This window comes from Geobacillus sp. FJAT-46040 (genome assembly GCF_002335725.1).
GTDB lineage: Bacteria > Bacillota > Bacilli > Bacillales > Anoxybacillaceae > Geobacillus > Geobacillus thermoleovorans.
In genome coordinates, this window is record NZ_NISS01000001.1 from 2,655,316 (window position 1) to 2,682,039 (window position 26,724).

Sequence of the window (26,724 nt, forward strand, 5' to 3'; positions counted from 1 at the left end):
TATTTTACCGCATTATCGAAGGAAAGAGTACCGTTTTGTGCATCACATCATAAATGCCGCGTTGGGTGACGCGCACATACGGCAGGTGGGTCGATTGCAAAAAGAGCAACGAATACACCGGGTCTTCGAACGGATATCCACGCTCGCGCAACAAACGGACGAACGTTTTTTCTTCGTTGATCAATTCATCCACCTCCAAGGAGGACATCATGCCGCCTAAAGGAAGCGAGAGCTCAAACAAAATCTCTCCGTCCTCAGCGAGCACAATGCCGCCGCCGATCTCCTTCATCCGCCGGAAGGCGAGCATCATATCTTCCTTATGCTTGCCGATCAAAATCAAATCCCCGGTGTTCGAGTAAGAACTCGCCAGCCCGCCAAGCACCGATGAAAAACCTTTTAACATCGTATTGACGCGCCAGCGGCCGTTTCGGTCAAACAAGGCCAGAAAACACTCATCATGGTCATGCCCTAAACGATCGCGCGACGTATCGATCGACACGGAATACGGTTTTAAAATGACGGCGTTTTCCATGCGCAGCCCCATCGGCATCGAAAATTGCAAATCATCCCATTCAAGCTCCCATGACAACGAAAGCGGCCGAATGCCAAACCGAGACCATTCCGGCGCCGGCCAGAGAGGCGGCGCTTCTCCATCGCGCTTCACCCATTCGCCTTTGGCGAGCACTTGCGCCGGCGTCGGATCGTGAGCCGAGCGCAAAAAGTTGATATGAGCGATGCGGCCGGTGGCAATGCTGCCGTGAAGATGCTCGATGCCGTAGTGGCGGGCGGCGTTGATCGTCGCCATCGCATAGGCATCGATCACCGGCACGCCATGCTCGATCGCGATGCAGATCAGCCAATCGATCACCCCATTCTCATAAAACGCCGGCGGCGAGCCATCCGTCGTCAACAAGCATTTATCATAATGCCGGATGCCAAGCGCTTTCATCTCTTCAAGCAGCACCGGCAAATCGGGGCGAATCGAGGAATGCCGAAGCGCGACGGTATAGCCGTGCCAAAGGCGCATGCGCACTTCCTTTCCTGTCATTGCCTCATGATCGCCATCTGCGCCAAAGAGCGCCATTTTGACAAGCGTCTTTTCCGACGCCCCCGGAAAATGCCCTTCAATTTTGCGGCGCCGCCGATGCGCTTCTTGCATCCAATACAAGATGATGTCATCGCCGCTCGCCACTTTTGGCCATGAGGTCAACTCACCGCCTTGAAGCACCGCCTCTTGGTCAAGCCAGCGCTTGATCCGAGCATTGGACACTTGTTCCTCTTCGCGCTCGAGCTCCGTTTGCCCATCAAACCGGCACCACCAATACATCGACGTTGGAAGCGCATTCATTTCTTGTAAAAATAAAAGCGCCTCTTCATCATCGAGCTGCAAAAGCAAAAACAAGTTATCGTTGATGAGCGTTGTTGTTCCGTGCGCCGCTGCATAACGAGCAAACGAATGGGGATTATATAATTGAAATGGATGAACATGCGGCTCAATGTAGCCGGGAACGAGCACGTACCCACGGCAGTCGACGATCTCACACGCCTCGTCGACACGATCAGGAAGACGCTCTCCGGCATACACGATGCGGTCGCCATGGATCCATATGTTTCCTTTTACCCATTCACGAAAATACGAATGCAAATATGTGGCGTTCACCAATACTTTCGTCGGCGATTGTTTGCCATCAATCACCGCTGCTTGTGCACGCAGTTCGCTGCCTTTCCATCGGTAACGTTGTTCGCCCATTGACACCCCGTCCCTTGTTTCCTAATCGTTCCATATAACCATTTTAACGCACAAAAGCGACTTTCACAATAAAAATATAAGGAGGGGACAGACCGATGGCGAATATCGGCATTGTGAACGCATTCATTCGCATCACGGTTGGCCTGACTGTCATCGCCTGGGCCACCGCCCGCCTCGCCCGGCGGCCATGGTGCACATCCTATTTGTGGGCCGCTTTGCTTGGGGCGATGAAAGTCGGAGAAGGGATCACCCGTTTTTGTCCGATGACCGCCCTGTTTGACAATATGCAGCGCCGGCAGCTGTTTGAAGAGGAAAAGGAAGCGGTCGTCAATCCGACATGAGGGAGGACATCCGTCCGACGTTGCGCACCGCTTTTGCCGATGTCTTCCATTCCACCGTCATTCGGCAACATTTTTCGCATCGTGAGCGATACGTGCTGCTATGTATCGAAACGGCCAATGAAGAGTGCCAACTGTTAACGAAAGAGAAGAAAGCAAAATGATCTGCGGCTTGGCATTGTGGACTAGCCAAACATCATCAAAAAAGGTGTCCCATACTTGGGACACCTTCGACTACAAAGGAGTGAACCACCATGCTGCTCGAGTATATGACCGATATGTCGTTCGTATTGGCCGCGTTAATCGGCGGCATTATCGCCCTTTCATACGTGTATATGCGGCGGAGGCGCGTTCGATAGCGCGCCGGCCGATGTCGCGCCGGTAAAATAAGCCGTCGCAGTCGATCGCCGCCAACTGCTCGTACGCTTTTTCCTTCGCTTTTGCGAGCGTCTCCCCTTTGGCCGCTAACAGGAGAACGCGTCCGCCATTGGTGTACCATGCGCCGCCTTCTCGTTTGGTGCCAGCATGGAACAACAACGCATCAGGGGAAATTCGGTCCAACCCGCGGATTTCGGCCCCGCGCTCGTAAGCCCCGGGGTAACCTTTAGCTGCCAGCACGACGCCAAGCACCGCCTCGTCCGTCCATTCAAGCTCCAACTCTTTTCCATCCATCACCGCTAGTACCGCTTCCACCAAATCGGTCTTCAGACGCGGCAGCACGACTTGCGCTTCCGGATCGCCGAAGCGGGCGTTGAATTCGATCACTTTCGGCCCATTTGCCGTGGCCATCAATCCAGCGTACAGCACGCCAAGAAACGGCCGTCCTTCCGCCGCCAACGCTTTCGCCGCCGGCCGCAAAATGGCCTCTAGCGCGGCATCCATCATCTCATCCGAAATTTGCGGCACCGGCGAGTAGGCTCCCATGCCGCCGGTGTTCGGTCCTTCGTCTCCGTCATACGCCCGCTTATGGTCTTGGGCGATGGCGAGCGGATACACCTTCTCGCCGTTAACGAACGCCATAAACGAAAATTCTTCCCCTTCTAAATACTCCTCAATGACAACTTGACTGCCGGCTGTGCCGAATTGTCCGTCGACAAGCGCTGCCTTCGCCGCGGCAAGCGCTTCTTCCACCGTTTGGGCGACGGTGACGCCTTTTCCGGCGGCCAATCCGTCCGCTTTAATGACGATCGGCGCGCCTTTTTGTTCAATATAAGCTTTCGCCTCTTCGTACGACGTAAAGGCCGCATGGTCCGCCGTTGGGATGCCGTATTTCTTCATCAGCTCTTTGGCAAACGCCTTGCTTCCTTCGATGAGCGCCGCCCTCTGGCTTGGGCCGAAAATGCGAAGCCCCTCGGCCATAAAACGGTCAACAATGCCGGAAGCAAGCGGCGCTTCCGGCCCGACGATCGTCAAATCGATCGCCTGTTGTTTCGCAAACTGCACCAATGCCTCAATATCGAGCTCATCAATATGGACCAGTTCCGCCACGTCCGCGATGCCCGGGTTTCCCGGCGCTACATACAGCTTGCCAACAAGCGGGCTTTGCGCCGCTTTCCAGGCGATGGCGTGCTCGCGCCCGCCTCGTCCGATGACCAGTACATTCATCGTCTCCCTCTCCTTTGCCACGCTTAATGTTTAAAGTGGCGCACGCCGGTGAAGACCATGGCGATGCCGTATTCATCCGCTTTGCGGATCGAATCCGCGTCGCGAATCGAGCCGCCCGGCTGAATGATCGCGGTAATGCCGGCTTTCGCCGCCGCCTCGACCGTATCGTCCATCGGGAAGAACGCATCGGAGGCCAACACGGCGCCAACCGCCTGTTCCCCGGCTTGTTCGATCGCAATTTTGGCCGCGCCGACCCGGTTCATTTGCCCGGCGCCAACGCCGACTGTCATCCCGTTTTTGGCCAGTACAATCGCATTCGATTTCACATGTTTGACAACCTTCCAAGCAAACCGAAGCTGTTCGCGCTCAGCCTCGGTCGGCTCGCGCTTCGTAACGACGTTCCATTCAGCGTCTTCGAGCGTGAACGTATCGGCCTCTTGGACGAGCAAGCCGCCATTGACGGAAACGAGCATTTTTTCCTTGACGTCCGGCGCGGTAAAATCAAGCGCCAACAGACGGATGTTTTTCTTTTTCGTCAAAATGGCAAACGCCTCGTCGCTGAATGACGGAGCGATGACGATTTCCAAAAAGATGTCGTGCATCCGTTCGGCTGTTTCTTTGTCCACTTCACGGTTGACCGCAATAATGCCGCCGAAAATCGACACCGGGTCCGCTTCGTACGCTTTCGTAAACGCCTCAAGAAGCGTCGCGCCGACGCCGACGCCGCACGGGTTCATATGTTTGATGGCGGCCACAGCCGGCTCTTGAAATTCGCGAATGAGGTTGATCGCCGCATTGGCGTCGTTAATGTTGTTGTACGACAACTCTTTGCCATGCAGCTGTGCCGCGTTGGCAATCGAGAACGCCGCACCGAGCGGCTTGGCATAAAACGCTGCCGATTGATGCGGATTCTCGCCATAGCGCAATGATTGTTTTTTCGTATACGTGACCGTGAGCGTTTCCGGATAGTTCTCTCCGGTGAGGTTTGTCAAATACTCCGCAATCATCGCGTCATACGCCGCCGTATGGCGGAACGCTTTCGCCGCCAGTTGTTGCCGCGTTTTTGCTTGGATCGAACCGGTCGTTTTCAGTTCTTCAATCACCATCGGATAGTCGGCTGGATCGACGACAATCGCGACATCATCATAGTTTTTCGCCGCCGCACGCACCATCGTCGGGCCGCCGATATCGATGTTTTCAATCGCCTCCGCGAGCGTCACATCCGGTTTGGCGATCGTTTGTTGGAACGGATACAAGTTGACGACGACCAAATCGATCGGGCGAATGCCATGCTCTGCGAGCGCTGCTTGGTGGCGCTCATCGCTGCGCACCGCCAAAATGCCGCCGTGAATGGCCGGATGCAATGTTTTGACGCGCCCGTCCAAAATTTCCGGAAAGCCGGTGACATCGGAAATCGAAATGACGGGAACGCCGGCGTCTTCAAGCGCTCGTTTCGTCCCACCGGTCGAAATGATATCAATGCCAAGTTCAGCCAGCTGCTTCGCAAACGGAATGACGCCTTCCTTATTGGACACGCTGATCAATGCTCGTTTCACTGCCATCGTTCTCGATCCTTTCTTCCTGTTGTTCCTTTTCCCCTAGCAGCATGCGCAACACCGTCGGGTACAGCTCGTGTTCGACTTGATGGATGCGCTCCTCAAGCGCCTCGATCGGCTCGCCCGGCACGATCGGAACAACGCGCTGGGCGATGACCGGCCCGGTATCCATTCCCTCATCGACGTAATGAACGGTGACGCCCGTTTCCGATACACCAGCCCGATACGCTTGGCCGATCGCATCTTTGCCCGGAAACGCGGGCAACAGCGACGGATGGATGTTGACGATCTTCCCCTCATAAGCCGAAAGCAGCGTCGGCCCGATCAAGCGCATATAGCCGGCCAACGCAATCCAGTCGATTTGGCGCCCCTTTAGCTCACGCAAAATCTCGCTCTCAAACGCCGCTTTGGACGGGTAGTCTTTTGGGGAAAACACGAACGCCGGCACGTTTTCGCGCGCCGCTCGTTCAATGACTTTCGCACCAGGGCGGTCGCAGACCAAAAGCGCCACACGAGCCGGCAAATCGCCGCGTTTGGCCGCGTCCACGATCGCTTGAAAGTTCGTGCCGCTTCCTGAAGCGAACACCGCCAGCCGCTTCATGCCCGGCCCCCTCCAGCAAACGACACGCCCGCTCCTTCGGCCACTTCGCCGATGATGTACGCCGGTTCGCCTCGTTCCGAAAGCCACTCAACAAGAGGAGCCGCCGTTTCCGGACTGACAGCGAGCACAAGGCCGATGCCCATATTAAAGACGGAAAACATTTCTTCTTCCTCAAGGCTGCCCTTTTCACGCAAAAAGTCAAAAATCGGCAAAATCGGCCATGAACCGAGCTGAATGCGCGCGCCGATTCCCGGCGGCAGCATGCGCGGAATGTTTTCGATCAACCCGCCGCCGGTAATATGCGCCATCCCTTTGATCGTAAACCGCTCGCGCACAGAGCGCAACAGTTTCGCATAAATGCGCGTCGGCTTCAATAACTCCTCGCCGAGTGGAACATCAAGCGGCTCGTAAATCTCATCAAGCGACAATTTCGCTTGTTCAAACACGATGCGGCGCACAAGCGAATAGCCGTTGCTGTGAAGGCCGCTTGATGGCAGGCCGACAAGCGCATCGCCCGCTTGGATCGTCTCTCCGGTTATGAGTCGCTCTTTTTCCGCAACGCCGACCGCAAACCCAGCCAAATCATACTCATCTTCATCATACATTCCTGGCATTTCCGCGGTCTCCCCGCCGATCAAGGCGCAGCCGGCTTCGACGCAGCCGTCGGCCACCCCTTTGACGATGGCGGCGATTTTCTCCGGCACCGCCTTGCCGCAAGCGATATAGTCGAGGAAAAAGAGCGGCTCCGCCCCTTGGACAATAATATCGTTGACACACATAGCGACACAGTCGATGCCGATCGTATCATGCCGGTCAAGCAAAAACGCTAGTTTCAACTTCGTTCCGACACCGTCCGTGCCGGAGATGAGCACCGGCTGGCGGTAACCAAGCGCGGATAGATCAAACAAGCCGCCAAACCCGCCGATCCCGCCCAGCACTTCGGGACGCATCGTTTTTTGCACGTGCTCTTTCATGAGGGCGACGGCCTGATAACCAGCCTCGATGTCGACCCCTGCTTGTTTGTATGCCTTTGCCACGTCAACTCCTCCTTTTCGCCGCCCATCACGCTCAGGACGCCAGGCGACGCTCTTGTTGCGCAGCGTTTCTCTCGCGGAAACGCGCCACCACATTCGTCAGCTGCACCGGTTATACTTCCTCCATCATTTCATCGTCAGACATGGCCGCGCCGCTTGACCGAGGCGGGTCGGATATTGGCCAGTGAAACACGCCAAACATTGCCCGCGCTGCGGCGAGACGTCCGGACGCCCGATGGCCTCAAGCATCCCTTCCTGGCTGATAAAGGCGAGGGAATCAGCGCCAATCAAGCGCCGAATCTCTTCAACAGTGCGATTCGCCGCGATCAATTCTTCCTTTGACGACGTATCAATGCCGTAAAAGCAAGGATGGGTGATCGGCGGCGCGCTGATGCGCACGTGCACTTCAACCGCCCCGGCTTCACGGAGCATCGAGACGATGCGCCGGCTCGTCGTCCCGCGCACGATCGAATCATCCACCATCACAACCCGTTTGCCGGCCACAACCCCGCGCACCGGCGACAGCTTCATTTTCACTCCTTGCTCGCGCAACGCCTGCGACGGCTGGATGAACGTCCGCCCGACATATCGGTTTTTAATCAACCCCAATTCGTATGGAATGCCGCTCGCCTCAGCGTAGCCGATGGCAACAGAGATGCTTGAGTCCGGCACGCCGGTGACGATGTCGGCCTCTGCCGGCGCTTCCAAGGCCAGCCGCTTTCCTAAGTTTTTTCGGGCCTTATGGACATTGATGCCGTCGACATGGCTGTCCGGACGAGCGAAATAAATGTACTCCATGCTGCAAATCGACCGCGGCTGCCTAGAAGCGAACCGTTCTGAACGCACCCCTTCGCGGCTGATGATGAGCAATTCCCCAGGCGCCACTTCCCGCTCGTATGTGGCGCCGATGACGTCAAACGCGCACGTTTCCGACGCCACGACATACGCCGAACCGAGCCGGCCGAGCGACAGCGGCCGAAACCCGTGCGGATCAAGCGCCGCATAGAGCGCCTTTTCCGTCAGCAGCAAAAACGCAAACGCCCCTTCGATCTGACTGAGCGCCTCTTTCATTTGCTCGACAAACGTCGGCGCTTGGCTGCGGCGGATGAGATGGGCGAACACTTCCGTATCCGATGTCGTCTGAAAAATGCTTCCTTGCCCTTCAAGCGCGAGCTTCAACTCGATGGCGTTTGTCAAGTTGCCGTTATGGGCGAGCGCCATCGCGCCGGTTTGCGAGCGGAACAAGAGCGGCTGAACGTTTTCATAGCCGCCCCCGCCCGCCGTCGAATAGCGGACATGACCGATGGCCGCCGCCCCTTTGAGCGCATCGAGCGTATCGCTTTGAAACACATCGGTCACCAGCCCCAGCCCTTTATGACTGGATAAGCTCCCGTTATGCGCGACAACGATGCCGGCCCCTTCCTGCCCACGGTGCTGCAGGCTGTGGAGCCCGTAGTATGTGAGCCGGGCGGCGTCTTCATGCCCCCAAATGCCGAAAATGCCGCACTCCTCGTTCAATCCTTTGATTTCAGCAAGCATGGAATAGCCCCTTTCCAGACGTTTCGCATCTTGGCAACGGAAAGGTGAATGAGCGTCTCACCGTGCTCCCCGTTCACCACGAATGCGCCGTCGTCTGTCACTTCGCCGATTTGTTTCGCTTCAACCAGTTGCTCAAACGCCTCTTTTTGCTCTTTTTTCACCGAGACAACAAAGCGTGATTGCGTTTCGCTGAACAGTTCACTGACGAGGTCACCGCCGATCGTCACCTTGACGCCAAGCCCCGAGGCACCCATGACACACTCAGCAAGCGCAACGGCTAATCCTCCTTCGGCAATATCATGCGCTGACGCCACCACCCCCGCGCGGATCGCCGCAAGCAGCTGGCGCTGGCGTCTTGCCTCCACCTCTAAGTCAATCTCCGGTGCTTTTCCGAAAATGCGGCCTTCCAGCCATTTTTGCAGCTCGCTGCCGCCAAACTCCGGCTTCGCCTCGCCGATCACGTAAATGAGGTCGCCCGCTTGTTTAAACGACTGAGTCGTAATATGGGAAAGATCGTCAATGAGACCGACCATGCCAACGACCGGGGTTGGGTACACGGCCTCGCCGTTCGTTTCATTGTACAGCGAGACGTTGCCGCTCACGACCGGCGTCCCGAGCGCCCGGCACGCTTCGCTCATCCCGTCGACTGCTTTTTCGAGCTGCCAGAAAATCTCCGGCTTTTCCGGGCTGCCAAAGTTGAGGCAGTCCGTAATGGCGAGCGGCTTTGCTCCGGAGCAGATGACATTGCGCGCCGCCTCGGCGACCGCGATTTTCCCGCCCGTTTCCGGATCCAAATACAAGTAGCGCGAGTTGCAATCCGTCGTCAGCGCGAGCGCCTTGTTCGTGCCGCGGATGCGCACGACCGCCGCGTCCGATCCCGGGGCGACGACCGTATTCGTCCGCACCATATAGTCGTACTGGTCGTACACCCATTCTTTGCTCGCAATCGTCGGCTGGGCGAGCAGCCCGAGCAATGTTTGATTGTAGTCTTCGATGTGCGGAATATACGGCGGCATCGCTTGAAACTCGCGGTAATAAGCCGGCTCCGCAGACGGTTTATGATACACCGGCGCGTCTTTTGCCAGCGCGTCAACCGGAATTTCCGCCGCCACCTCGCCTCGGAACAAGAGGCGGAGCATTTTGTCATCGGTCACTTTGCCGATTGCTTTGGCCTCGAGGCCGTATTTGGCAAAAATCGCGGCGATTTCGTCTTCACAACCTTGCTTGACAACAAGCAACATCCGTTCCTGCGATTCGGACAGCATCATTTCGTACGGCGTCATGCCTGCCTCACGCTGCGGGACGAGATCCAAATTCATTTCAATGCCAAATCCGCCTTTGCTTGCCATCTCGGCGGATGAACTCGTGAGTCCTGCCGCCCCCATATCTTGAATGCCGACTAACGCATCGGACTTGACTGCTTCAAGACACGCCTCAAGCAGCAGTTTCTCCATAAACGGATCGCCGACTTGCACGGCCGGACGCTTTGCTTCCGACTGTTCGCTCAACTCTTCCGAAGCAAACGTCGCCCCGTGGATGCCGTCGCGGCCCGTTTTCGCCCCGACGTACATGACCGTGTTGCCGACCCCGGTCGCCACGCCGCGCTGAATGTCCTCATGGCGGATGATCCCGACGCACATGGCGTTGACCAATGGGTTGCCTTCGTACGCCGGGTCGAACTGCACCTCGCCGCCGACGGTCGGGATGCCGACGCAATTGCCGTACCCGGCAATGCCGGCGACGACCTGCTCAAACAAATATTTGACGCGCGGCGACGTCAGTTCGCCAAACCGAAGCGAGTTCAGCAGCGCAATCGGCCGCGCTCCCATTGAAAAGACGTCGCGGATGATGCCGCCGACCCCGGTCGCCGCTCCTTGGTACGGCTCGATCGCTGACGGGTGATTATGGCTTTCGATTTTAAACGCCACCGCCAGCCCGTCCCCAATATCGACAATGCCCGCACCCTCACCCGGCCCTTGCAGCACGTGCGGACCATCAGTCGGGAATTTTTTCAGCACCGGCTTCGAGTTTTTGTAGCTGCAATGCTCCGACCACATGACGGCAAAAATGCCGGTTTCCGTGTAGTTCGGCAGTCTCCCCAAAATCGCTTCAATGCGCGCAAACTCTTCATCTGTTAACCCCATCTCACGGTACAACTTTTGTTCTTTGATCATCGCCGCGCTCGGCTCAAGCAGTAACGACATGCGTCTCCCTCCAATAGTTGACGATCGATCGGAATAGTTTCAATCCGTCCGCGCTGCCGAGCAAGGCGTCGACCGCCCGCTCCGGATGCGGCATCATGCCGAGCACATTGCCCTGTTCATTGACGATGCCGGCAATATCCGCCAAGCTGCCGTTCGGATTTTCTCCATGGTAACGGAACACGATTTGCCGGTTCTCGACAAGGCGCTCGAGCGTCTGTTCATCGCAATAATAATTCCCTTCACCATGGGCGATTGGAATTGTAATGACTTCGCCTTTTTCGTAGGCAGACGTAAACATCGTTTCATGATTTTCCACCGTCAGCTGGACCGGCCGGCAGATGAATTTCAACCCTTGATTGCGGCGCATCGCCCCAGGAAGCAAGCCGGCTTCGAGCAAAATTTGAAACCCGTTGCACACCCCAAGCACCGGTTTTCCCGCTTCGGCGGCTTTTTTTACGGCAGCCATCACCTTGGAGAAACGGGCAATGGCTCCGGAACGCAAGTAATCGCCGTACGAAAACCCGCCCGGAAGCAAAATGGCGTCAAAACGGTCTAGATCGTCCTCGTCATGCCAAACGTATTCGACCTCTTCGCCAAGTTCATCGGCGATCGCATGATACATATCGACATCGCAATTCGATCCCGGAAAGACAACGACGGCAAACTTCATCGGGCGACGGCCTCCTCGATTTCATAGCGGTAGTCTTCAATCACCGGGTTGGCAAGCAGCTTTTCACACATCTCGCGAACGAGCTCGTTGATGTCGCGGTCGCTCTCTTCAATCACGAGCTCCATAAACTTCCCGATTCGTACATCTTTCACTTCCGTATACGATAAGCTGTGCAGCGCCCCTTTTACAGCGGTCCCTTGCGGATCCAACACACTCTCTCGCAACGTGACATACACTTTTACTTTGTACATGCCGATTCTCCCCCTAACCGTTGTAAAATGACTTCGTATGCGTCCGTCAAACTGCCCAAGTCGCGGCGAAACACGTCTTTGTCGAACTTTTCGTTCGTCTTTGCGTCCCATAACCGGCACGTGTCCGGTGAAATCTCATCCGCCAAGAGGATGGCTCCGTCTGCTGTACGGCCGAACTCAAGCTTAAAATCAATCAACCGCACGTTCCGCTCGGCAAAATGGAGGCGCAGCACGTCATTCACCGCAAGCGCGGCCTGCTTCAGCGCGGCGACTTCCTCGCGGCTGGCGAGTTTTAAAATGAAGATATGATCTTCCAACAACAACGGGTCGCCAAGGTCGTCGTTTTTGTAATAAAACTCAACAAGCGGCGCCTCAAGCGGCGTCCCTTCCTCTAGACCGATCCGCTTGGCTAAACTTCCCGCTACCACATTGCGGACAACGACTTCAAGCGGGATGATCGTCACGCGCCGGACCAATTGTTCCGTTGGCGACAGCTTTTCAATAAAATGATTGGCAATGCCTGCTTCGCGCAGCTTCAAAAACAACAAGCTGGAAATCTCGTTATTGAGCCGCCCTTTGCCGGCGATCGTCGCCTTTTTTTCGCCGTTAAACGCCGTTGCGCTGTCTTTGTACTCGACCCAAAGCACATCTGGCTCGTCAGTCGCGTAAATTTTTTTCGCTTTCCCTTCATATAACAGCTGTTGTTTCGTCGGCACGATCAACGCCTCCATTTGTCCAGAAGATTGAAAATCTTTTGTATAGCCGGCCGGCTTCGACCAGCCGGCAGCCGCTCACTCCAACCCTAAGCGGGCAAAAATCGTATCGACATGTTTCAAGTGATGGCGATAATCAAAACAATCATCGAGCTCCTCTTTCGTCAGCCGGCTCATGATCCGCTCATCCGCTTCAAGAAGCGAGCGGAACGGCACTTGTCTCTCCCACGCTTCCATCGCTTTCGGCTGCACCAAATCGTACGCCTCCTCGCGCGTCATCCCCTTGTCGATCAAAGCAAGCAAGACTCGCTGTGAATAAATGAGCCCGAACGTGCGCTCCATATTTTTTTTCATGTTTTCCGGGTACACAAGCAAATGTTTCACGATATTCGCGAATCGGTTCAACATATAATTCAACGCAATCGTCGCATCCGGCAAAATGATGCGCTCGGCCGACGAATGGGAAATGTCGCGTTCATGCCAAAGCGGCACGTTTTCGTACGCTGTCACCATATAGCCGCGAATGACGCGCGCCATGCCGGTCATGTTTTCCGAACCGATCGGATTGCGCTTATGCGGCATCGCTGATGAGCCTTTTTGTCCTTTGGCAAAAAACTCTTCGACTTCGCGGACTTCGCTTTTTTGCAAGCCGCGAATCTCGACGGCAAATTTTTCAATCGATGTCGCAATTAAGGCCAATGTCGCCATATAGTAAGCGTGGCGGTCGCGCTGCAGCGTCTGCGTCGAAATCGGCGCCGGCGTCAAGCCGAGTTTTTCACACACATACTGCTCCACAAACGGATCCACGTTGGCGTACGTGCCGACTGCGCCGGAAATTTTCCCTACTTCCACCATCTTGGCAGCTTGTTCAAACCGCTCCAAATTTCGCACCATCTCGGCATACCAAAGCGCCAGCTTCAGCCCGAACGTCGTCGGTTCGGCATGAACGCCGTGCGTGCGCCCCATCATGACCGTGTATTTATGTTCGCGCGCTTTCTCTTTCAGCACTTGAATGAAGTTTTCCAAATCACGCCGCAAAATCGCGTTCGCCTGCTTTAACAAGTAGCCGAGCGCCGTATCGACGACATCGGTCGACGTGAGACCATAATGCACCCATTTTCGTTCTTCCCCAAGCGTCTCAGAAACGGCGCGGGTGAAGGCGACGACATCGTGGCGCGTTTCTTCTTCGATTTCCTTAATGCGGTTGACGTCAAACGACGCGTTTTCACGCAGGCGGCGGACATCTTCTTTTGGGATGACGCCAAGCTCGGCCCACGCCTCGCACGCGAGCAGTTCCACCTCAAGCCATGCCTTAAAGCGGTTTTCCTCGGTCCAAATCGCTCCCATTTCCGGTCTTGTGTAACGTTCAATCATCCTCGTTCCAGCCTCCGATCATGCCAAATTTGCCACGATTCGATTCTCGCCAACGCCGCCTCGACATCGTCTGCCAGCACCGTCACATGCCCCATTTTCCGCTTCGGCTTCGCTTCGTGTTTGCCGTACAGATGGACGTAGGTCCCCCCGTCGAACGCACCGATATGCCGAATGACCGGCTCGACGTGCTCGCCTAAAATATTGACCATCACCGCCGGCTTCAACAATTCGGTCGATCCGAGCGGCCAGTTGCAGACGGCGCGGATGTGCTGGGCAAACTGCGACGTCGCGCATGCATTGATTGTATAATGTCCGGAGTTGTGCGGTCTAGGGGCCAGCTCATTAATATAAATATCCCCGTCCGCAGTCAAAAACATTTCCACCGCCAGCGTCCCAACGAGCGAAAACGATGCGGCCAACACTTCCGCGTAGCGAATGGCCCGCTCTTGCACGCTTTCCGGAGTTCGAGCCGGAACGATCGTTTGATGCAAAATGTTCTCGATATGAATATTTTCCGCCACTGGAAAAACAGCCGTCTCACCATCGAGGTTGCGGGCGACAATGACCGACATTTCCTTCACAAACGGCACCCAGCCTTCCAAAATGCATGGGCCAAGCCCAAGCAAATCAGCCGCTTTGGCTAGATCGCCTTCGCCGCGCAGCACATATTGTCCTTTGCCGTCGTAGCCGCCGCGCCGCGTTTTCAAGACGCACGGGAAACCGATCGTCTGAACGGCCTGTTCAAGTTCCTCCGCTCCATTCACTTCGACATAGGGCGCCACCGGCAAGCTGGCATCAACGATCGCCGCTTTCTCCAGCGCCCGGTCTTGCGTCACCGCAAGCAGTCGGCTTCCTTGCGGGACATAGGCGTTTGCCTCCAGCCACTCAAGCGCTCGCGCATCGATATTTTCAAATTCGTACGTAATGACATCGCTCACGCGGGCCAGTTCAGCGATGGCGTCCAAATCATGATAAGGCGCCGTAATCTCCACATCGGCCACTTGCCCGCACGGGGAGTCAGGCGTTGGGTCGAGCACGGCGATGCGAAAACCCATCTCGCGCGCCGCCAAAGCCATCATCCGCCCGAGCTGCCCCCCGCCGATGATGCCGATCGTCTGCCCAGGAACGATCCGTTGCTTAGTCAAATTGATCACTGCTTTCTACGATTTGTTTGCGAATCGCTTCCCGCCGCGCTTTGAGCGCCTCCATATAGCGTGGCTCAAGCAGTCCAAGAATCGATGCGGCGAGCAGTCCGGCGTTGGTCGCCCCCGCCTTGCCGATCGCCACCGTCGCCACCGGCACCCCGCCTGGCATTTGCACAATCGACAATAACGAATCAAGTCCATTCAATGCTTTTGACTGCACGGGCACCCCAATCACCGGCAGCGTCGTTTTCGCCGCGATCATCCCCGGCAAGTGAGCCGCTCCGCCAGCGCCGGCAATGATCACGCGGATGCCGCGCTCCTCGGCTGTCTCCGCATACCGAAACATCTCATCCGGCGTCCGGTGCGCCGATACGACTTTTTTCTCAAACGGAACACCCAATTCCGCCAAAATGGCGCAAGCATGTTTCATCGTTTCCCAATCCGAATGGCTTCCCATGATCACCCCAACGAGCGGGCTCATACCGTTTCACTCCTTTTGCTAGCACAACAAAACCCAGAACATGCGTTCCCATTCATAAACGAGGGAAAGCATCGTTCTGGGCTTTGACAGTTGCTGATCGAAAAAAAGCCAAAACCGATCCTTTCCCTCATAGTCCAATCATTTACGGTGATTGGGTAGAAACTTTTGGGCCATATTCCCAAAATTATATGAGGGATCTTCTCATACACTATGAAGTTACCTTTATAGTAGCAGGTTTTTTTTCGGCGTGTCAAGGAAAAAATCGAACATTTAGTATTTCACCAAAGAAAATGTTCGTGTTTTTTGAATCACCAAACGAAGAAGACGGCATATGATGAAGGAGCGGAGGAGGGAGACGTTATGACCAACGAAAATCCATTTATGCCGTTTTCCGATTGGACAAAACATTGGCAGCAATTTTTCCAAAATGATTTTTGGGGAAGCATCCAGCCGTTGCTGCCGTCATCAAACTCAAAAAAACCATCATCCGGCATGAACATTTACAAAAAAGACAACGAGCTGCTCGTTGTCATCAGCCTCCCGGGGCTCGAAAAAATCGAAGATGCAGAAGTGTATGTATCATACAAAACGTTGGAAGTGAAGGCAACCATTAATCTAAACTTCAAAGGGTTTGAGCTAGTAGAAGAAGGCCTTTTCCAAGGCCAATTCCAAAAAACAATCCCACTGCCGTTCGCCGTCAAAGAGGACCGCATCGAAGCAACATACCATAACGGCCTGTTGTTCATCCACCTGCATCGACTTATCCCTGACGAGCCGAAAAAGAAAATTGTCATCAAAAAAAGCGAATAATCTCCCCACGAGTGCAAAAAAAGAAGATACCTGACTTTCCAAAAAAAGTAAAAAAGAGGGTGTCCATGCCGTACAGGACACCCTTACGCGAGTTTCCGTTTCCTATCGCTTTTACGAAAAAGGGGGTCTAGGAAACGATGATCACGCTTTACATTTTGGGGGAGAGGATTGAAAATGGCGTCATTCAAAATGACTCATTTCCCATTAGGCAAAAATAATGAGAGAACCATTCAGCTCCCTCATTTTTTGCCTGCCTAGCAGCGACCTACTCTTGCAGGGGCGCTGGCCCCAACTACCATCGGCGCTGGAGGGCTTAACTTCCGTGTTCGGGATGGGAACGGGTGTTTCCCCTCCGCCATAGCCACTAGGCAAGCGGTTGGATTTTGACATCATTTATTATACTTAAAAAACAAACAATGTCAAGAAGGAAATTCATTCCTTCAAAACTAGATAACCGTGCTCAGGAAGAAGCCGCTCGCCTGCGCTTTTCGCATTGTCCAGCTCCGGCTCGCCGCCGCTCGGGGTCAAATAACCTTCGCCTTCGGGATCGGAAATCCCTGCAGGCGAAGAACATTTGCCCGTCGCGGCGACCCGCTCGCCTGCGCTTTTCGTACTGTCTAGCTCCGGCCGCCATCGGCTCGCGACGCTTCGGTCCTGCTGCGGCGGCGACACATTGCATACGCTCCTGTGGCACCACCCACGCAGAACCAAGCTTCGCTTGGTTCGAGCCTCCTCGCAGGCCCTCCAGCGCGTTTCGCCGATAGGCAGGCGGCCTCTGCTTTTCTAGGTTAAGCCCTCGATCGATTAGTATCCGTCAGCTCCACGTGTCGCCACGCTTCCACCTCGGACCTATCGACCTCGTCATCTTCGAGGGATCTTACCCGCTTTGCGCGGTGGGAAATCTCATCTTGAGGGGGGCTTCACGCTTAGATGCTTTCAGCGCTTATCCCGTCCGCACATAGCTACCCAGCGGTGCCCCTGGCGGGACAACTGGTACACCAGCGGTGCGTCCATCCCGGTCCTCTCGTACTAAGGACAGCTCCTCTCAAATTTCCTCCGCCCGCGATGGATAGGGACCGAACTGTCTCACGACGTTCTGAAGCCAGCTCGCGTACCGCTTTAATGGGCGAACAGCCCAACCCTTGGGACCGACTACAGCCCCAGGATGCGATGAGCCGACATCGAGGTGCCAAACCTCCCCGTCGATGTGGACTCTTGGGGGAGATCAGCCTGTTATCCCCGGGGTAGCTTTTATCCGTTGAGCGATGGCCCTTCCATGCGGAACCACCGGATCACTAAGCCCGACTTTCGTCCCTGCTCGACCTGTCCGTCTCGCAGTCAAGCTCCCTTGTGCCTTTGCACTCTCCGAATGATTTCCAACCATTCTGAGGGAACCTTTGGGCGCCTCCGTTACCTTTTGGGAGGCGACCGCCCCAGTCAAACTGCCCACCTGACACTGTCTCCCACCCCGCTAAGGGGTGCGGGTTAGAATTTCAATACCGCCAGGGTGGTATCCCACCGACGCCTCCACCGAAGCTGGCGCTCCGGCTTCCCAGGCTCCCACCTATCCTGTACAAGCGATACCAAAATTCCATATCAGGCTGCAGTAAAGCTCCACGGGGTCTTTCCGTCCTGTCGCGGGTAACCTGCATCTTCACAGGTAGTATAATTTCACCGGGTCTCTCGTTGAGACAGCGCCCAAGTCGTTACACCTTTCGTGCGGGTCGGAACTTACCCGACAAGGAATTTCGCTACCTTAGGACCGTTATAGTTACGGCCGCCGTTTACTGGGGCTTCGGTTCGCACCTTCGCTTCCGCTAAGCGCTCCCCTTAACCTTCCAGCACCGGGCAGGTGTCAGCCCCTATACGTCGCCTTTCGGCTTCGCAGAGACCTGTGTTTTTGATAAACAGTCGCTTGGGCCTTTTCACTGCGGCTCTTCAGGGCTCTTCACCCCAAAGAGCACCCCTTCTCCCGAAGTTACGGGGTCATTTTGCCGAGTTCCTTAACGAGAGTTCTCCCGCGCGCCTTAGGATTCTCTCCTCGCCTACCTGTGTCGGTTTGCGGTACGGGCACCTCTTCCCTCGCTAGAGGCTTTTCTTGGCAGTGTGAAATCGGGGACTTCCGGATCAATCCGTCGCCGTCACCGCTTGGCCTTATGATCCGCGGATTTGCCTGCGGATCAGCCTCACGGCTTGGACAGGCTCTTCCAGCCGCCTGCTCGCCCTATCCTCCTGCGTCCCCCCATCGCTCAAACGGGAAGAAGGTGGTACAGGAATCTCAACCTGTTGTCCATCACCTACGCCTTTCGGCCTCGGCTTAGGTCCCGACTAACCCTGAGCGGACGAACCTTCCTCAGGAACCCTTAGGCTTTCGGCGCAGAGGATTCTCACCTCTGTTTTCGCTACTCATACCGGCATTCTCACTTCTAAGCGCTCCACCAGTCCTTCCGGTCTGGCTTCTCTGCCCTTAGAACGCTCCCCTACCGATGACCAACGGTCATCCCGCAGCTTCGGCGGCACGTTTAGCCCCGGTACATTTTCGGCGCAGAGTCACTCGACCAGTGAGCTATTACGCACTCTTTAAATGGTGGCTGCTTCTAAGCCAACATCCTGGTTGTCTCGGCAACTCCACATCCTTTTCCACTGAACGTGCACTTCGGGGCCTTAGCTGGCGGTCTGGGCTGTTCCCCTCTCGACCACGGATCTTATCACTCGCAGTCTGACTCCCGGGCATAAGTCGTTGGCATTCGGAGTTTGACTGGGTTCGGTAACCCGTTTGGGGCCCCTAGCCCAATCAGTGCTCTACCTCCAACACTCTCAAACCCGAGGCTAGCCCTAAAGCTATTTCGGGGAGAACCAGCTATCTCCAAGTTCGATTGGCATTTCACCCCTACCCACACCTCATCCCCGCACTTTTCAACGTGCGTGGGTTCGGGCCTCCAGCCGGTGTTACCCGGCCTTCACCCTGGACATGGGTAGATCACCTGGTTTCGGGTCGACGACGACGTACTCACACGCCCTGTTCAGACTCGCTTTCGCTGCGGCTCCGCCTCTTCGGCTTAACCTCGCACGCCATCGTCACTCGCCGGTTCATTCTACAAAAGGCACGCCATCACGCATGAACGCGCTCTGACTACTTGTAGGCACACGGTTTCAGGTTCTCTTTCACTCCCCTCCCGGGGTGCTTTTCACCTTTCCCTCACGGTACTGGTGCACTATCGGTCACTAGGGAGTATTTAGCCTTGGGAGATGGTCCTCCCTGCTTCCGACGGGATTCCTCGTGTCCCGCCGTACTCAGGATCCGCTCGGGAGGGAACGAAGTTTCGACTACAGGGCTCTCACCTTCTCTGGCCGGCCGTTCCAGACCGGTTCGTCTACCCCGTCCCTTTCTCACTCCCATCGTGAGCGGTCCTACAACCCCAAGAGGACATGCCTCTTGGTTTGGGCTGTTCCCGTTTCGCTCGCCGCTACTTAGGGAATCGCGGTTGCTTTCTTCTCCTCCGGGTACTAAGATGTTTCAGTTCCCCGGGTGTGCCCTCCATGCCCTATGGATTCAGGCATGGATACTGCCCCATTACGGACAGTGGGTTCCCCCATTCGGACATCTCCGGATCAACGCTTGCTTACAGCTCCCCGAAGCGTTTCGGCGTTTGCCCCGTCCTTCATCGGCTCCTAGTGCCAAGGCATCCACCGTGCGCCCTTTCTAGCTTAACCTATCGCGCTCTCGGCTTCTTCCTTTGCTTTATCGGTTATCTAGTTTTCAAGGAACAAAATTGATTCTTGAGAGAACATGACTCGTTCCCTCAAAACTGAACGAAACAGAAGCGCGATGGATTGGTAGGTTGGCCATTGCGGCCTCCGCTTTTCGAATTGTCTAGCTCCGGCTCGCCGCCGCTCGGGGTCAAATAACCTTCGCCTTCCGGGTGCAAGCACCCTTGCAGGCGAAGAACATTTGCCCATCGCGATCGCCACGATGGCGATATTTCGCCGTTGCCCGCAGGACGCGGGCTGCCTTTAGGCGAAATTACGGCGCTTCCGCTTTTCTTCGTCCTTAGAAAGGAGGTGATCCAGCCGCACCTTCCGGTACGGCTACCTTGTTACGACTTCACCCCAATCACTTGCCCCACCTTCGGCGGCTGGCTCCCGTAAGGGTTACCTCACCGACTTCGGGTGTTGCAAGCTCTCGTGGTGTGACGGGCGGTGTGTACAAGGCCCGGGAACGTATTCACCGCGGCATGCTGATCCGCGATTACTAGCGATTCCGGCTTCATGCAGGCGAGTTGCAGCCTGCAATCCGAACTGAGAGCGGCTTTTTGGGATTCGCTCCCCCTCGCGGGTTCGCAGCCCTTTGTACCGCCCATTGTAGCACGTGTGTAGCCCAGGTCATAAGGGGCATGATGATTTGACGTCATCCCCACCTTCCTCCGACTTGTCGCCGGCAGTCCCTCTAGAGTGCCCACCTTCGTGCTGGCAACTAGAGGCGAGGGTTGCGCTCGTTGCGGGACTTAACCCAACATCTCACGACACGAGCTGACGACAACCATGCACCACCTGTCACCCTGTCCCCCCGAAGGGGGAACGCCCAATCTCTTGGGTTGTCAGGGGATGTCAAGACCTGGTAAGGTTCTTCGCGTTGCTTCGAATTAAACCACATGCTCCACCGCTTGTGCGGGCCCCCGTCAATTCCTTTGAGTTTCAGCCTTGCGGCCGTACTCCCCAGGCGGAGTGCTTATCGCGTTAGCTGCAGCACTAAAGGGTGTGACCCCTCTAACACTTAGCACTCATCGTTTACGGCGTGGACTACCAGGGTATCTAATCCTGTTTGCTCCCCACGCTTTCGCGCCTCAGCGTCAGTTGCAGGCCAGAGAGCCGCCTTCGCCACTGGTGTTCCTCCACATCTCTACGCATTTCACCGCTACACGTGGAATTCCGCTCTCCTCTCCTGCACTCAAGTCCCCCAGTTTCCAATGACCCTCCACGGTTGAGCCGTGGGCTTTCACATCAGACTTAAGAGACCGCCTGCGCGCGCTTTACGCCCAATAATTCCGGACAACGCTCGCCCCCTACGTATTACCGCGGCTGCTGGCACGTAGTTAGCCGGGGCTTCCTCGTGAGGTACCGTCACCGCGCCGCCCTCTTCGAACGGCGCTCCTTCGTCCCTCACAACAGAGCTTTACGACCCGAAGGCCTTCTTCGCTCACGCGGCGTCGCTCCGTCAGGCTTTCGCCCATTGCGGAAGATTCCCTACTGCTGCCTCCCGTAGGAGTCTGGGCCGTGTCTCAGTCCCAGTGTGGCCGGTCACCCTCTCAGGCCGGCTACGCATCGTCGCCTTGGTGAGCCGTTACCTCACCAACTAGCTAATGCGCCGCGGGCCCATCCGCAAGTGACAGCCAAAGGCCGCCTTTCAACCAAAGACCATGCGGTCTTCGGTGTTATCCGGTATTAGCTCCGGTTTCCCGGAGTTATCCCGGTCTTGCGGGCAGGTTGCCCACGTGTTACTCACCCGTCCGCCGCTGACCAAACCAGAGCAAGCTCCGATTTGGTCCGCTCGACTTGCATGTATTAGGCACGCCGCCAGCGTTCGTCCTGAGCCAGGATCAAACTCTCCAAAAGAAAGTTGATTGGCTTTTCGCATTGTCCAGCTTCGGCCCGCCGCCGCTCGGGGTCAAATAACCTTCGCCTTCGGGATTGTAAATCCCTGCAGGCGAAGAACATTTGCCCATCGCGGCGACCCGCGGGCCTCAGCTTTTCTTTCGCGCTTCGTTTCGTTCAGTTTTCAAGGAACGAGCTATTCTTTCTTTGTTCGAGGAATTCGCCTCCTCGAAAGCGACTCTTATAATATATCACCTTTTTTTGTTTTTGTCAACACATTTTTTGCTTTTTTTCGCCGCACCGAAACGGCTTTATTAATATAGCACCTCTGTTTTGATGTGTCAACTGTTCATTCAAGATTTTTTCTTTCAAATCAAAACCGCTTTGTTCTTATCTCTTCCACTCTCTTGCTAACATCCCGTACACAACATGGTCAACAAAATGATCGTAAAGCCACTCCGCATCTCGAATCGTCCCTTCATTCGTAAATCCCAGCCGTTCAGGAATCGCTCTGCTCCGTTGATTTTCTACCGCACAGCGGATTTCGACACGATTCATCCCCTGCTCAACCAACAAATAGTCAATGCACGCCTTGCATGCTTTCGTCATCAATCCCATTCCTTGAAACGATTCGCCAAGCCAGTAGCCAATGCTCGTTTTTCGATTCACTCGATCAATATTAATGAATTCCAATGACACCGGCCAATTGGCCGCGATGCCAAATCCCTGCCTCAAAACCATTGCCAGCAGCAAATTTCTGCAATCCTTGACCGACCTTTTAAGACATACAAAAAAGACTGCTCCGAAAGGCTATCCAAACTGCCTTTTGGAACAGTCTTGCGTCTCCGTTACTATTCCCGCAAAAAGACGAAGTAACAAATAAAAACGACAAACAGCACATACAACAGCGGATGCACGTCTTTGCCGCGGCCTTTCAACAGCATCGTGATCGGGTAGAAGATGAAGCCAACGGCAATCCCAGTGGCGATGCTGTAGGAAAACGGCATCATGATGAGCGTGAAGAATGCCGGTACAGCGACTTCGAACTTTTTCCAGTCAATTTCGCCGATCGACGAGGCCATTAATACCCCGACGATGATGAGCGCTGGTGCGGTGACCGGTGCGGTAATGACGCTCAGGAGCGGGGAGAAGAACAGCGCCAGCAAGAACAAAATCCCCGTCACGACCGCGGAAAACCCGGAGCGTCCTCCAGCAGCGACGCCGGCCGACGATTCGATATACGATGTCGTCGTCGATGTGCCAAACACCGCCCCAACCATGACCGCTGTCGCGTCAACAAGCAACGCTTTGCCGGCGCGCGGCAGTTTGTTGTTTTTCAACAGCCCGGCTTGGTTGGCGACCGCTAGGAGCGTGCCGGTTGCATCAAAAAAGTCAACGATAAAGAACGTCAAGACAACACCGAGCATTTTCCATGAGAAAATGTCCGGCAAGTGTTCAATCGCGACGCCGAACGTCGGTGAAATATCGGGAATGGCGCCGACAATTTGTTTCGGCACTTCAATTAAACCGAAGATCATGCCGACAACAGCGGTAATGACCATTCCATAAAAAACGCCGCCGTTCACTTTTTTCACCATCAAGACGACGGTGATAAACAAACCGAAAATCGCAAGCAGCGTATTGCCATCTTTTAAATCACTCAACCCAACTAACGTCGCGTCGTTATTCACAATAATGCCGGCGTTTTGCAGGCCGATGAACGTGATGAACAGCCCAATTCCGGCGCTGACTGCATATTTCAGTTCAACGGGAATGGCATCGATGATTTTTTCTCGAATGCCGGTGAGCGATAAAATCGTAAAAATGATGCCGGAAACAAACACTCCCGCCAAGGCCGTTTGCCACGGAATGCCCATATGCAAGACAACCGTGAAGGCGAAGAAAGCGTTCAGCCCCATCCCCGGCGCCAAGGCGATCGGGTAGCGGGCCAGCACTCCCATTAAAATCGACCCGTATGCCGCCGCCAAAGCCGTGGCGACAAAGACGGCTCCTTGGTCAATGCGCAGTTCGTCAGGAAAATCTTTCACCGCCCCTAACGACAAGATAAATGGGTTGACGAACAAAATGTACGCCATCGACAAAAACGTCGTCAGCCCGGCGATAATCTCCGTTCGATAGTTCGTGCCGAGCTCATCAAACTGGAAGTACTTTCTCACATCTGCCCCCTCCTATACATAAAATAAAAAACGCTTCTGCAGCTACCAGAAGCGTTGACTAGGAAGGAATGACGAACAGAGAGAGGACAAACAAGCACTCTCCGATCCCGCATCCCTCGTAGTCAAGCTATTTACGGTAGCTTGGTAGAAACTCCCGAGCCATATTCCCGGGATTATACGACGGAATTCAACAATATTCATGATTCCACGGCTATTGTATCAGCCTGAAGATGACCTGTCAAGAAAAAAGACGAACATTTCTTTGGAAATGTTCGTCTTTTGTTCGTTTTTATTCCCACTCGATCGTTGCCGGAGGCTTGCTTGTAATATCGTAGACGACGCGGTTGACATGCGGCACCTCATTGACGATGCGCGTTGAAATCCGCTCGAGCACATCCCACGGGATGCGGGCCCAATCGGCGGTCATCCCGTCAATCGAGGTCACCGCGCGGATGGCCACCGTATAATCGTACGTGCGGGCATCCCCCATCACCCCAACGCTGCGAATGTCGGGAAGGACGGTAAAGTATTGCCAAATTTCGCGGTCCAACCCCGCTTTTTTCACTTCTTCGCGCAAAATGGCGTCTGATTCGCGAACGATTTCCAATTTTTCTTCCGTCACTTCTCCAAGAACACGGATGCCAAGCCCTGGCCCCGGGAACGGCTGCCGCCAGACGATTTCGTCTGGGATTCCTAGTTGCGTGCCGAGTGCACGCACTTCGTCTTTAAACAGCGTATTGAGCGGTTCGATCAGTTCGAATTTCATATCTTCCGGCAAACCGCCGACATTATGATGCGATTTGATCGTTTGCGCCGTCGCCGTGCCGCTTTCGATAATGTCGGTATAGAGCGTGCCTTGCACTAAAAATTCAATGCCTTCGAGTTTGGCTGCTTCATCGTCAAACACATAAATAAATTCGTTGCCGATGATTTTCCGCTTTTGTTCCGGGTCCGTAACCCCTTTGAGTTTCGCCAAAAAGCGGTCTTTCGCATCGACTTTGATGACGTTCATCTGGAATTGCTCACGGAACGTCTTCATGACGCTTTCGGCTTCACCTTTGCGCAAAAGGCCATGGTCGACGAAAATACAAGTAAGTTGATCGCCAATGGCGCGGTGCACCAAAACAGCAGCAACCGACGAATCGACTCCGCCGCTTAAGGCGCACAGCACTTTTTTTCCGCCCACTTGTTCACGGATGCGGCGCACCTGCTCATCAATAAAGTTTTCCATCGTCCAGTCGCCCCGGCAGCCGCATACCTCAAAGACAAATTTCTTCAATAGATCATTGCCGTATACCGAGTGGCGCACTTCTGGATGGAATTGCACTCCATACCATTTTCGCCGTTCGTCACTCATCGCAGCAATCGGGCACGAAGGGCTCGTCGCATCGACAGCGAAACCAGCCGGCGGAGCGGTCACCAAATCGCCATGGCTCATCCAAACGACTTGCTCGTCCGGCAAACCGTGGAACAACAGGGAGTCGTTTTTCACTTGAATGAGCGCCTTCCCGTACTCGCGGTGCGACGCCTTTTCCACTTTGCCGCCTAAGTGGTGCGCCATCAGCTGCATCCCGTAGCAAATCCCTAAAATCGGCAGCCCCAGCTCAAAAATCGCTGGGTCGCACCGAAACGCCTGCTCATCATATACGCTGTTCGGGCCGCCGGAAAAAATGATCCCCTTGGCGTTCAACGCGCGAATCTCGTCGGCGCGAATCGTATGCGGGTGCAATTCGCTGTACACGCCAAACTCTCGGATGCGGCGGGTAATCAGCTGGTTATATTGACTGCCAAAGTCCAAGACGACGATCATTTCTTGGTTCATGTTTTCCACCCCGTCAAAAAAATAACGCCGCCATTGCCCAAAATATGGATGAAGGCAGAATAGCAGCGTCTTCTGCCTTCATAGTCGGGCCGTTTACGGCGGCCCGGTAGAGACGCGCAAGCCATATTCTTGCGCTTATGTCAACTACCCCCACTTCGCTAACGCTTGAAGTGGGGGCTTGCAACTCCCCAGAAGTGCAAACGGACTTCGTCCTCCTTCCTTGACTTGGGGTTGCATCAGGGGGCAGGTTGACGACTACCCAACGACGCAGGTCATGCCTGCATCGTTACCGATTCTCTCGGTGTGTCTGTTGGCAGTACTTGGCTTCCACACACAACAGACGGACCTACGATCGATGTTTTACGGTTACAACGTTTTCTGTAACCAACTCCATACATCGAGTAGCCGTGATTGGAGTGCCTTTATTGAACGGTTTTCTCCACGCCTTTATTATATCATACACAAAAGAAAGGGGGGAACGCGCATTCCTCTCCGAGTCAGTCAAGACTTTGTGGAGAACATTTTTTCGGTTCACTACGGGTGTTGTCAATCACTAGTTAGCGAACCATTTTCAGGAATTAATATCGTAAGCGCTTTCGGACTCTCATCCCTCATCTTGAGGTGATGATATTGTATTCCATTTTTTTACACCCAACCACCATCCCGGAGCGCCGACAACGCTTGATGGATCGGCGTCCCGGATGACCGCTGCAGACACGGTAGATTCTGACGCACCACATCTGCCCATAACCGTCCGGCCTTCCGTTTGGCCTGTTCGATCCGCTTGGACTTTGTTGAGGCCGAGGCTGCCGTTCGGGTCTCTTCTTCCTCCACCAACTGCCCATTTCTCCGCCAAATCCCGTCGATTCGGGCTGCCATCGCCCTCAGAAACGCCCGAAGCCCTTGGTCTTTCCAGCTGCGGCGGGATTTCACCCGATGCGCAAACCGGCTCATCACGCTCTCGGCGTGGCCCATCGGACGCATGCCGGTCGTCTCCACCCCTTGCTCCGACAGCCACTCCCGATAGTCCCGGATGCATCCCGGCATCGACTCGATCCGGCG

The 26,724-nt window shown here is 55.1% G+C and carries 21 protein-coding genes, 3 rRNA genes, 1 pseudogene and 3 riboswitches; of the genes and pseudogenes, 4 read left to right on the forward strand and 21 right to left on the reverse strand.

The features are described from left to right. Positions 1 to 4: 4 nt before the first annotated feature. Entirely contained in the window at positions 5 to 1,750 is a 1,746-nt protein-coding gene (locus tag CD000_RS14125) for an adenine deaminase C-terminal domain-containing protein (protein ID WP_096225904.1), read from the reverse strand. 95 nt (positions 1,751 to 1,845) lie between these two features. Between CD000_RS14125 and CD000_RS14130 the strand changes: the two genes are divergently transcribed. The 3 genes from CD000_RS14130 (at position 1,846) to CD000_RS19610 (ending at position 2,447) form a co-directional block, all read left to right on the forward strand. Beyond that, a complete protein-coding gene (locus CD000_RS14130; RefSeq protein WP_011229779.1) occupies positions 1,846 to 2,091 on the forward strand; it encodes a YgaP family membrane protein in 246 nt (81 codons plus the stop codon). Continuing rightward, positions 2,088 to 2,252 carry a hypothetical protein gene (locus CD000_RS18905; RefSeq protein WP_198962516.1) on the forward strand — a complete coding sequence of 55 codons (165 nt, stop codon included), beginning with the start codon at positions 2,088 to 2,090 and terminating at the stop codon, positions 2,250 to 2,252. Before CD000_RS14130 ends, CD000_RS18905 begins: the two co-directional genes overlap by 4 nt. A 90-nt stretch (positions 2,253 to 2,342) precedes the next feature. Then, a complete protein-coding gene (locus tag CD000_RS19610) occupies positions 2,343 to 2,447 on the forward strand; it encodes an EYxxD motif small membrane protein (RefSeq protein WP_325048220.1) in 105 nt (34 codons plus the stop codon). Here the strand turns inward: CD000_RS19610 and purD are convergent. The 12 genes from purD to purE all read right to left on the reverse strand — a co-directional run bounded on the left by purD (position 2,401) and on the right by purE (position 15,261). Then, positions 2,401 to 3,693 carry a phosphoribosylamine--glycine ligase gene (purD, locus tag CD000_RS14135; protein WP_011229777.1) on the reverse strand — a complete coding sequence of 431 codons (1,293 nt, stop codon included), beginning with the start codon at positions 3,691 to 3,693 and terminating at the stop codon, positions 2,401 to 2,403. The two genes, CD000_RS19610 and purD, sit on opposite strands and share 47 nt — an antisense overlap. 23 nt (positions 3,694 to 3,716) lie before the next feature. Continuing rightward, on the reverse strand, positions 3,717 to 5,255 hold the full coding sequence (gene purH, locus CD000_RS14140; protein ID WP_096225905.1) for a bifunctional phosphoribosylaminoimidazolecarboxamide formyltransferase/IMP cyclohydrolase: 1,539 nt from the start codon (positions 5,253 to 5,255) through the stop codon (positions 3,717 to 3,719). After that, complete coding sequence (gene purN / locus CD000_RS14145; RefSeq protein WP_011229775.1) at positions 5,218 to 5,850, reverse strand: phosphoribosylglycinamide formyltransferase; 633 nt, start codon at positions 5,848 to 5,850, stop codon at positions 5,218 to 5,220. Before purN ends, purH begins: the two co-directional genes overlap by 38 nt. Further along, positions 5,847 to 6,887, reverse strand: coding sequence for a phosphoribosylformylglycinamidine cyclo-ligase (gene purM / locus CD000_RS14150; protein ID WP_021321602.1), 1,041 nt, complete (start codon positions 6,885 to 6,887; stop codon positions 5,847 to 5,849). Before purM ends, purN begins: the two co-directional genes overlap by 4 nt. A 123-nt stretch (positions 6,888 to 7,010) precedes the next feature. Continuing rightward, positions 7,011 to 8,423: an amidophosphoribosyltransferase gene (gene purF, locus CD000_RS14155; protein ID WP_096225906.1), complete on the reverse strand. Its 1,413-nt coding sequence runs from the start codon at positions 8,421 to 8,423 to the stop codon at positions 7,011 to 7,013. After that, entirely contained in the window at positions 8,399 to 10,627 is a 2,229-nt protein-coding gene (gene purL / locus CD000_RS14160) for a phosphoribosylformylglycinamidine synthase subunit PurL (RefSeq protein WP_096225907.1), read from the reverse strand. Before purL ends, purF begins: the two co-directional genes overlap by 25 nt. Next, entirely contained in the window at positions 10,611 to 11,297 is a 687-nt protein-coding gene (gene purQ, locus CD000_RS14165; RefSeq protein WP_014194764.1) for a phosphoribosylformylglycinamidine synthase subunit PurQ, read from the reverse strand. Before purQ ends, purL begins: the two co-directional genes overlap by 17 nt. After that, positions 11,294 to 11,548 carry a phosphoribosylformylglycinamidine synthase subunit PurS gene (gene purS / locus CD000_RS14170; RefSeq protein WP_014194763.1) on the reverse strand — a complete coding sequence of 85 codons (255 nt, stop codon included), beginning with the start codon at positions 11,546 to 11,548 and terminating at the stop codon, positions 11,294 to 11,296. Before purS ends, purQ begins: the two co-directional genes overlap by 4 nt. Next, on the reverse strand, positions 11,536 to 12,279 hold the full coding sequence (gene purC, locus CD000_RS14175) for a phosphoribosylaminoimidazolesuccinocarboxamide synthase (RefSeq protein WP_096225908.1): 744 nt from the start codon (positions 12,277 to 12,279) through the stop codon (positions 11,536 to 11,538). The genes purS and purC overlap by 13 nt, the downstream gene beginning before the upstream one ends. A gap of 60 nt (positions 12,280 to 12,339) precedes the next feature. Beyond that, positions 12,340 to 13,635, reverse strand: coding sequence for an adenylosuccinate lyase (gene purB / locus CD000_RS14180; RefSeq protein ID WP_013144127.1), 1,296 nt, complete (start codon positions 13,633 to 13,635; stop codon positions 12,340 to 12,342). Continuing rightward, positions 13,632 to 14,780: a 5-(carboxyamino)imidazole ribonucleotide synthase gene (gene purK, locus CD000_RS14185; RefSeq protein WP_096226303.1), complete on the reverse strand. Its 1,149-nt coding sequence runs from the start codon at positions 14,778 to 14,780 to the stop codon at positions 13,632 to 13,634. The genes purB and purK overlap by 4 nt, the downstream gene beginning before the upstream one ends. After that, a complete protein-coding gene (gene purE, locus CD000_RS14190; protein WP_011229766.1) occupies positions 14,773 to 15,261 on the reverse strand; it encodes a 5-(carboxyamino)imidazole ribonucleotide mutase in 489 nt (162 codons plus the stop codon). The genes purK and purE overlap by 8 nt, the downstream gene beginning before the upstream one ends. 110 nt (positions 15,262 to 15,371) lie before the next feature. Then, positions 15,372 to 15,473: riboswitch (purine riboswitch) on the reverse strand. A gap of 148 nt (positions 15,474 to 15,621) precedes the next feature. On the opposite strand from purE, the gene CD000_RS14195 reads away from it, so the two are divergent. Continuing rightward, on the forward strand, positions 15,622 to 16,071 hold the full coding sequence (locus CD000_RS14195) for an Hsp20/alpha crystallin family protein (RefSeq protein ID WP_096225909.1): 450 nt from the start codon (positions 15,622 to 15,624) through the stop codon (positions 16,069 to 16,071). Between the two features lie 252 nt (positions 16,072 to 16,323). On the opposite strand, the gene rrf is transcribed toward CD000_RS14195, so the two are convergent. The 8 genes and pseudogenes from rrf to CD000_RS14240 all read right to left on the reverse strand — a co-directional run. Beyond that, positions 16,324 to 16,440 (reverse strand): 5S ribosomal RNA (gene rrf, locus CD000_RS14200). Between the two features lie 63 nt (positions 16,441 to 16,503). Then, a complete protein-coding gene (locus CD000_RS14205; RefSeq protein ID WP_096225910.1) occupies positions 16,504 to 16,743 on the reverse strand; it encodes a hypothetical protein in 240 nt (79 codons plus the stop codon). 112 nt (positions 16,744 to 16,855) lie between these two features. Then, positions 16,856 to 19,785, reverse strand: a 23S ribosomal RNA gene (locus CD000_RS14210). 341 nt (positions 19,786 to 20,126) lie between these two features. Further along, positions 20,127 to 21,684: ribosomal RNA gene (locus tag CD000_RS14215) — 16S ribosomal RNA — on the reverse strand. Together the 16S, 23S and 5S rRNA genes form the textbook arrangement of a ribosomal RNA operon. Before the next feature lie 369 nt (positions 21,685 to 22,053). Then, positions 22,054 to 22,438, reverse strand: a pseudogene (locus CD000_RS14220) (GNAT family N-acetyltransferase); the annotation flags it as partial. 76 nt (positions 22,439 to 22,514) lie between these two features. Next, positions 22,515 to 23,840 (reverse strand): NCS2 family permease, encoded by a 1,326-nt coding sequence (locus CD000_RS14225; RefSeq protein ID WP_096225911.1) that lies wholly within the window; start codon positions 23,838 to 23,840, stop codon positions 22,515 to 22,517. 99 nt (positions 23,841 to 23,939) lie between these two features. After that, positions 23,940 to 24,041: riboswitch (purine riboswitch) on the reverse strand. Positions 24,042 to 24,129: 88 nt separating this feature from the next. After that, on the reverse strand, positions 24,130 to 25,662 hold the full coding sequence (gene guaA / locus CD000_RS14230) for a glutamine-hydrolyzing GMP synthase (protein WP_096225912.1): 1,533 nt from the start codon (positions 25,660 to 25,662) through the stop codon (positions 24,130 to 24,132). 82 nt (positions 25,663 to 25,744) lie between these two features. Continuing rightward, a riboswitch (purine riboswitch) is annotated at positions 25,745 to 25,801 on the reverse strand. Between the two features lie 506 nt (positions 25,802 to 26,307). Further along, positions 26,308 to 26,724, reverse strand: a 417-nt coding sequence (locus tag CD000_RS14240; protein WP_198962483.1) for a UPF0236 family transposase-like protein, incomplete at its 5' end; no start/stop codon positions are given.

Excerpts from the sequence above, each read along its gene's own strand:
- CD000_RS14125 (WP_096225904.1), bottom strand. The coding sequence starts at position 1,750 with ATGGGCGAACAACGTTACCGATGGAAAGGCAGCGAACTGCGTGCACAA.
- CD000_RS14130 (WP_011229779.1), top strand. The coding sequence starts at position 1,846 with ATGGCGAATATCGGCATTGTGAACGCATTCATTCGCATCACGGTTGGC.
- CD000_RS18905 (WP_198962516.1), top strand. The coding sequence starts at position 2,088 with ATGAGGGAGGACATCCGTCCGACGTTGCGCACCGCTTTTGCCGATGTC.
- CD000_RS19610 (WP_325048220.1), top strand. The coding sequence starts at position 2,343 with ATGCTGCTCGAGTATATGACCGATATGTCGTTCGTATTGGCCGCGTTA.
- purD (WP_011229777.1), bottom strand. The coding sequence starts at position 3,693 with ATGAATGTACTGGTCATCGGACGAGGCGGGCGCGAGCACGCCATCGCC.
- purH (WP_096225905.1), bottom strand. The coding sequence starts at position 5,255 with ATGGCAGTGAAACGAGCATTGATCAGCGTGTCCAATAAGGAAGGCGTC.
- purN (WP_011229775.1), bottom strand. The coding sequence starts at position 5,850 with ATGAAGCGGCTGGCGGTGTTCGCTTCAGGAAGCGGCACGAACTTTCAA.
- purF (WP_096225906.1), bottom strand. The coding sequence starts at position 8,423 with ATGCTTGCTGAAATCAAAGGATTGAACGAGGAGTGCGGCATTTTCGGC.
- purL (WP_096225907.1), bottom strand. The coding sequence starts at position 10,627 with ATGTCGTTACTGCTTGAGCCGAGCGCGGCGATGATCAAAGAACAAAAG.
- purQ (WP_014194764.1), bottom strand. The coding sequence starts at position 11,297 with ATGAAGTTTGCCGTCGTTGTCTTTCCGGGATCGAATTGCGATGTCGAT.
- purS (WP_014194763.1), bottom strand. The coding sequence starts at position 11,548 with ATGTACAAAGTAAAAGTGTATGTCACGTTGCGAGAGAGTGTGTTGGAT.
- purC (WP_096225908.1), bottom strand. The coding sequence starts at position 12,279 with ATGGAGGCGTTGATCGTGCCGACGAAACAACAGCTGTTATATGAAGGG.
- purB (WP_013144127.1), bottom strand. The coding sequence starts at position 13,635 with ATGATTGAACGTTACACAAGACCGGAAATGGGAGCGATTTGGACCGAG.
- purE (WP_011229766.1), bottom strand. The coding sequence starts at position 15,261 with ATGAGCCCGCTCGTTGGGGTGATCATGGGAAGCCATTCGGATTGGGAA.
- CD000_RS14195 (WP_096225909.1), top strand. The coding sequence starts at position 15,622 with ATGACCAACGAAAATCCATTTATGCCGTTTTCCGATTGGACAAAACAT.
- guaA (WP_096225912.1), bottom strand. The coding sequence starts at position 25,662 with ATGAACCAAGAAATGATCGTCGTCTTGGACTTTGGCAGTCAATATAAC.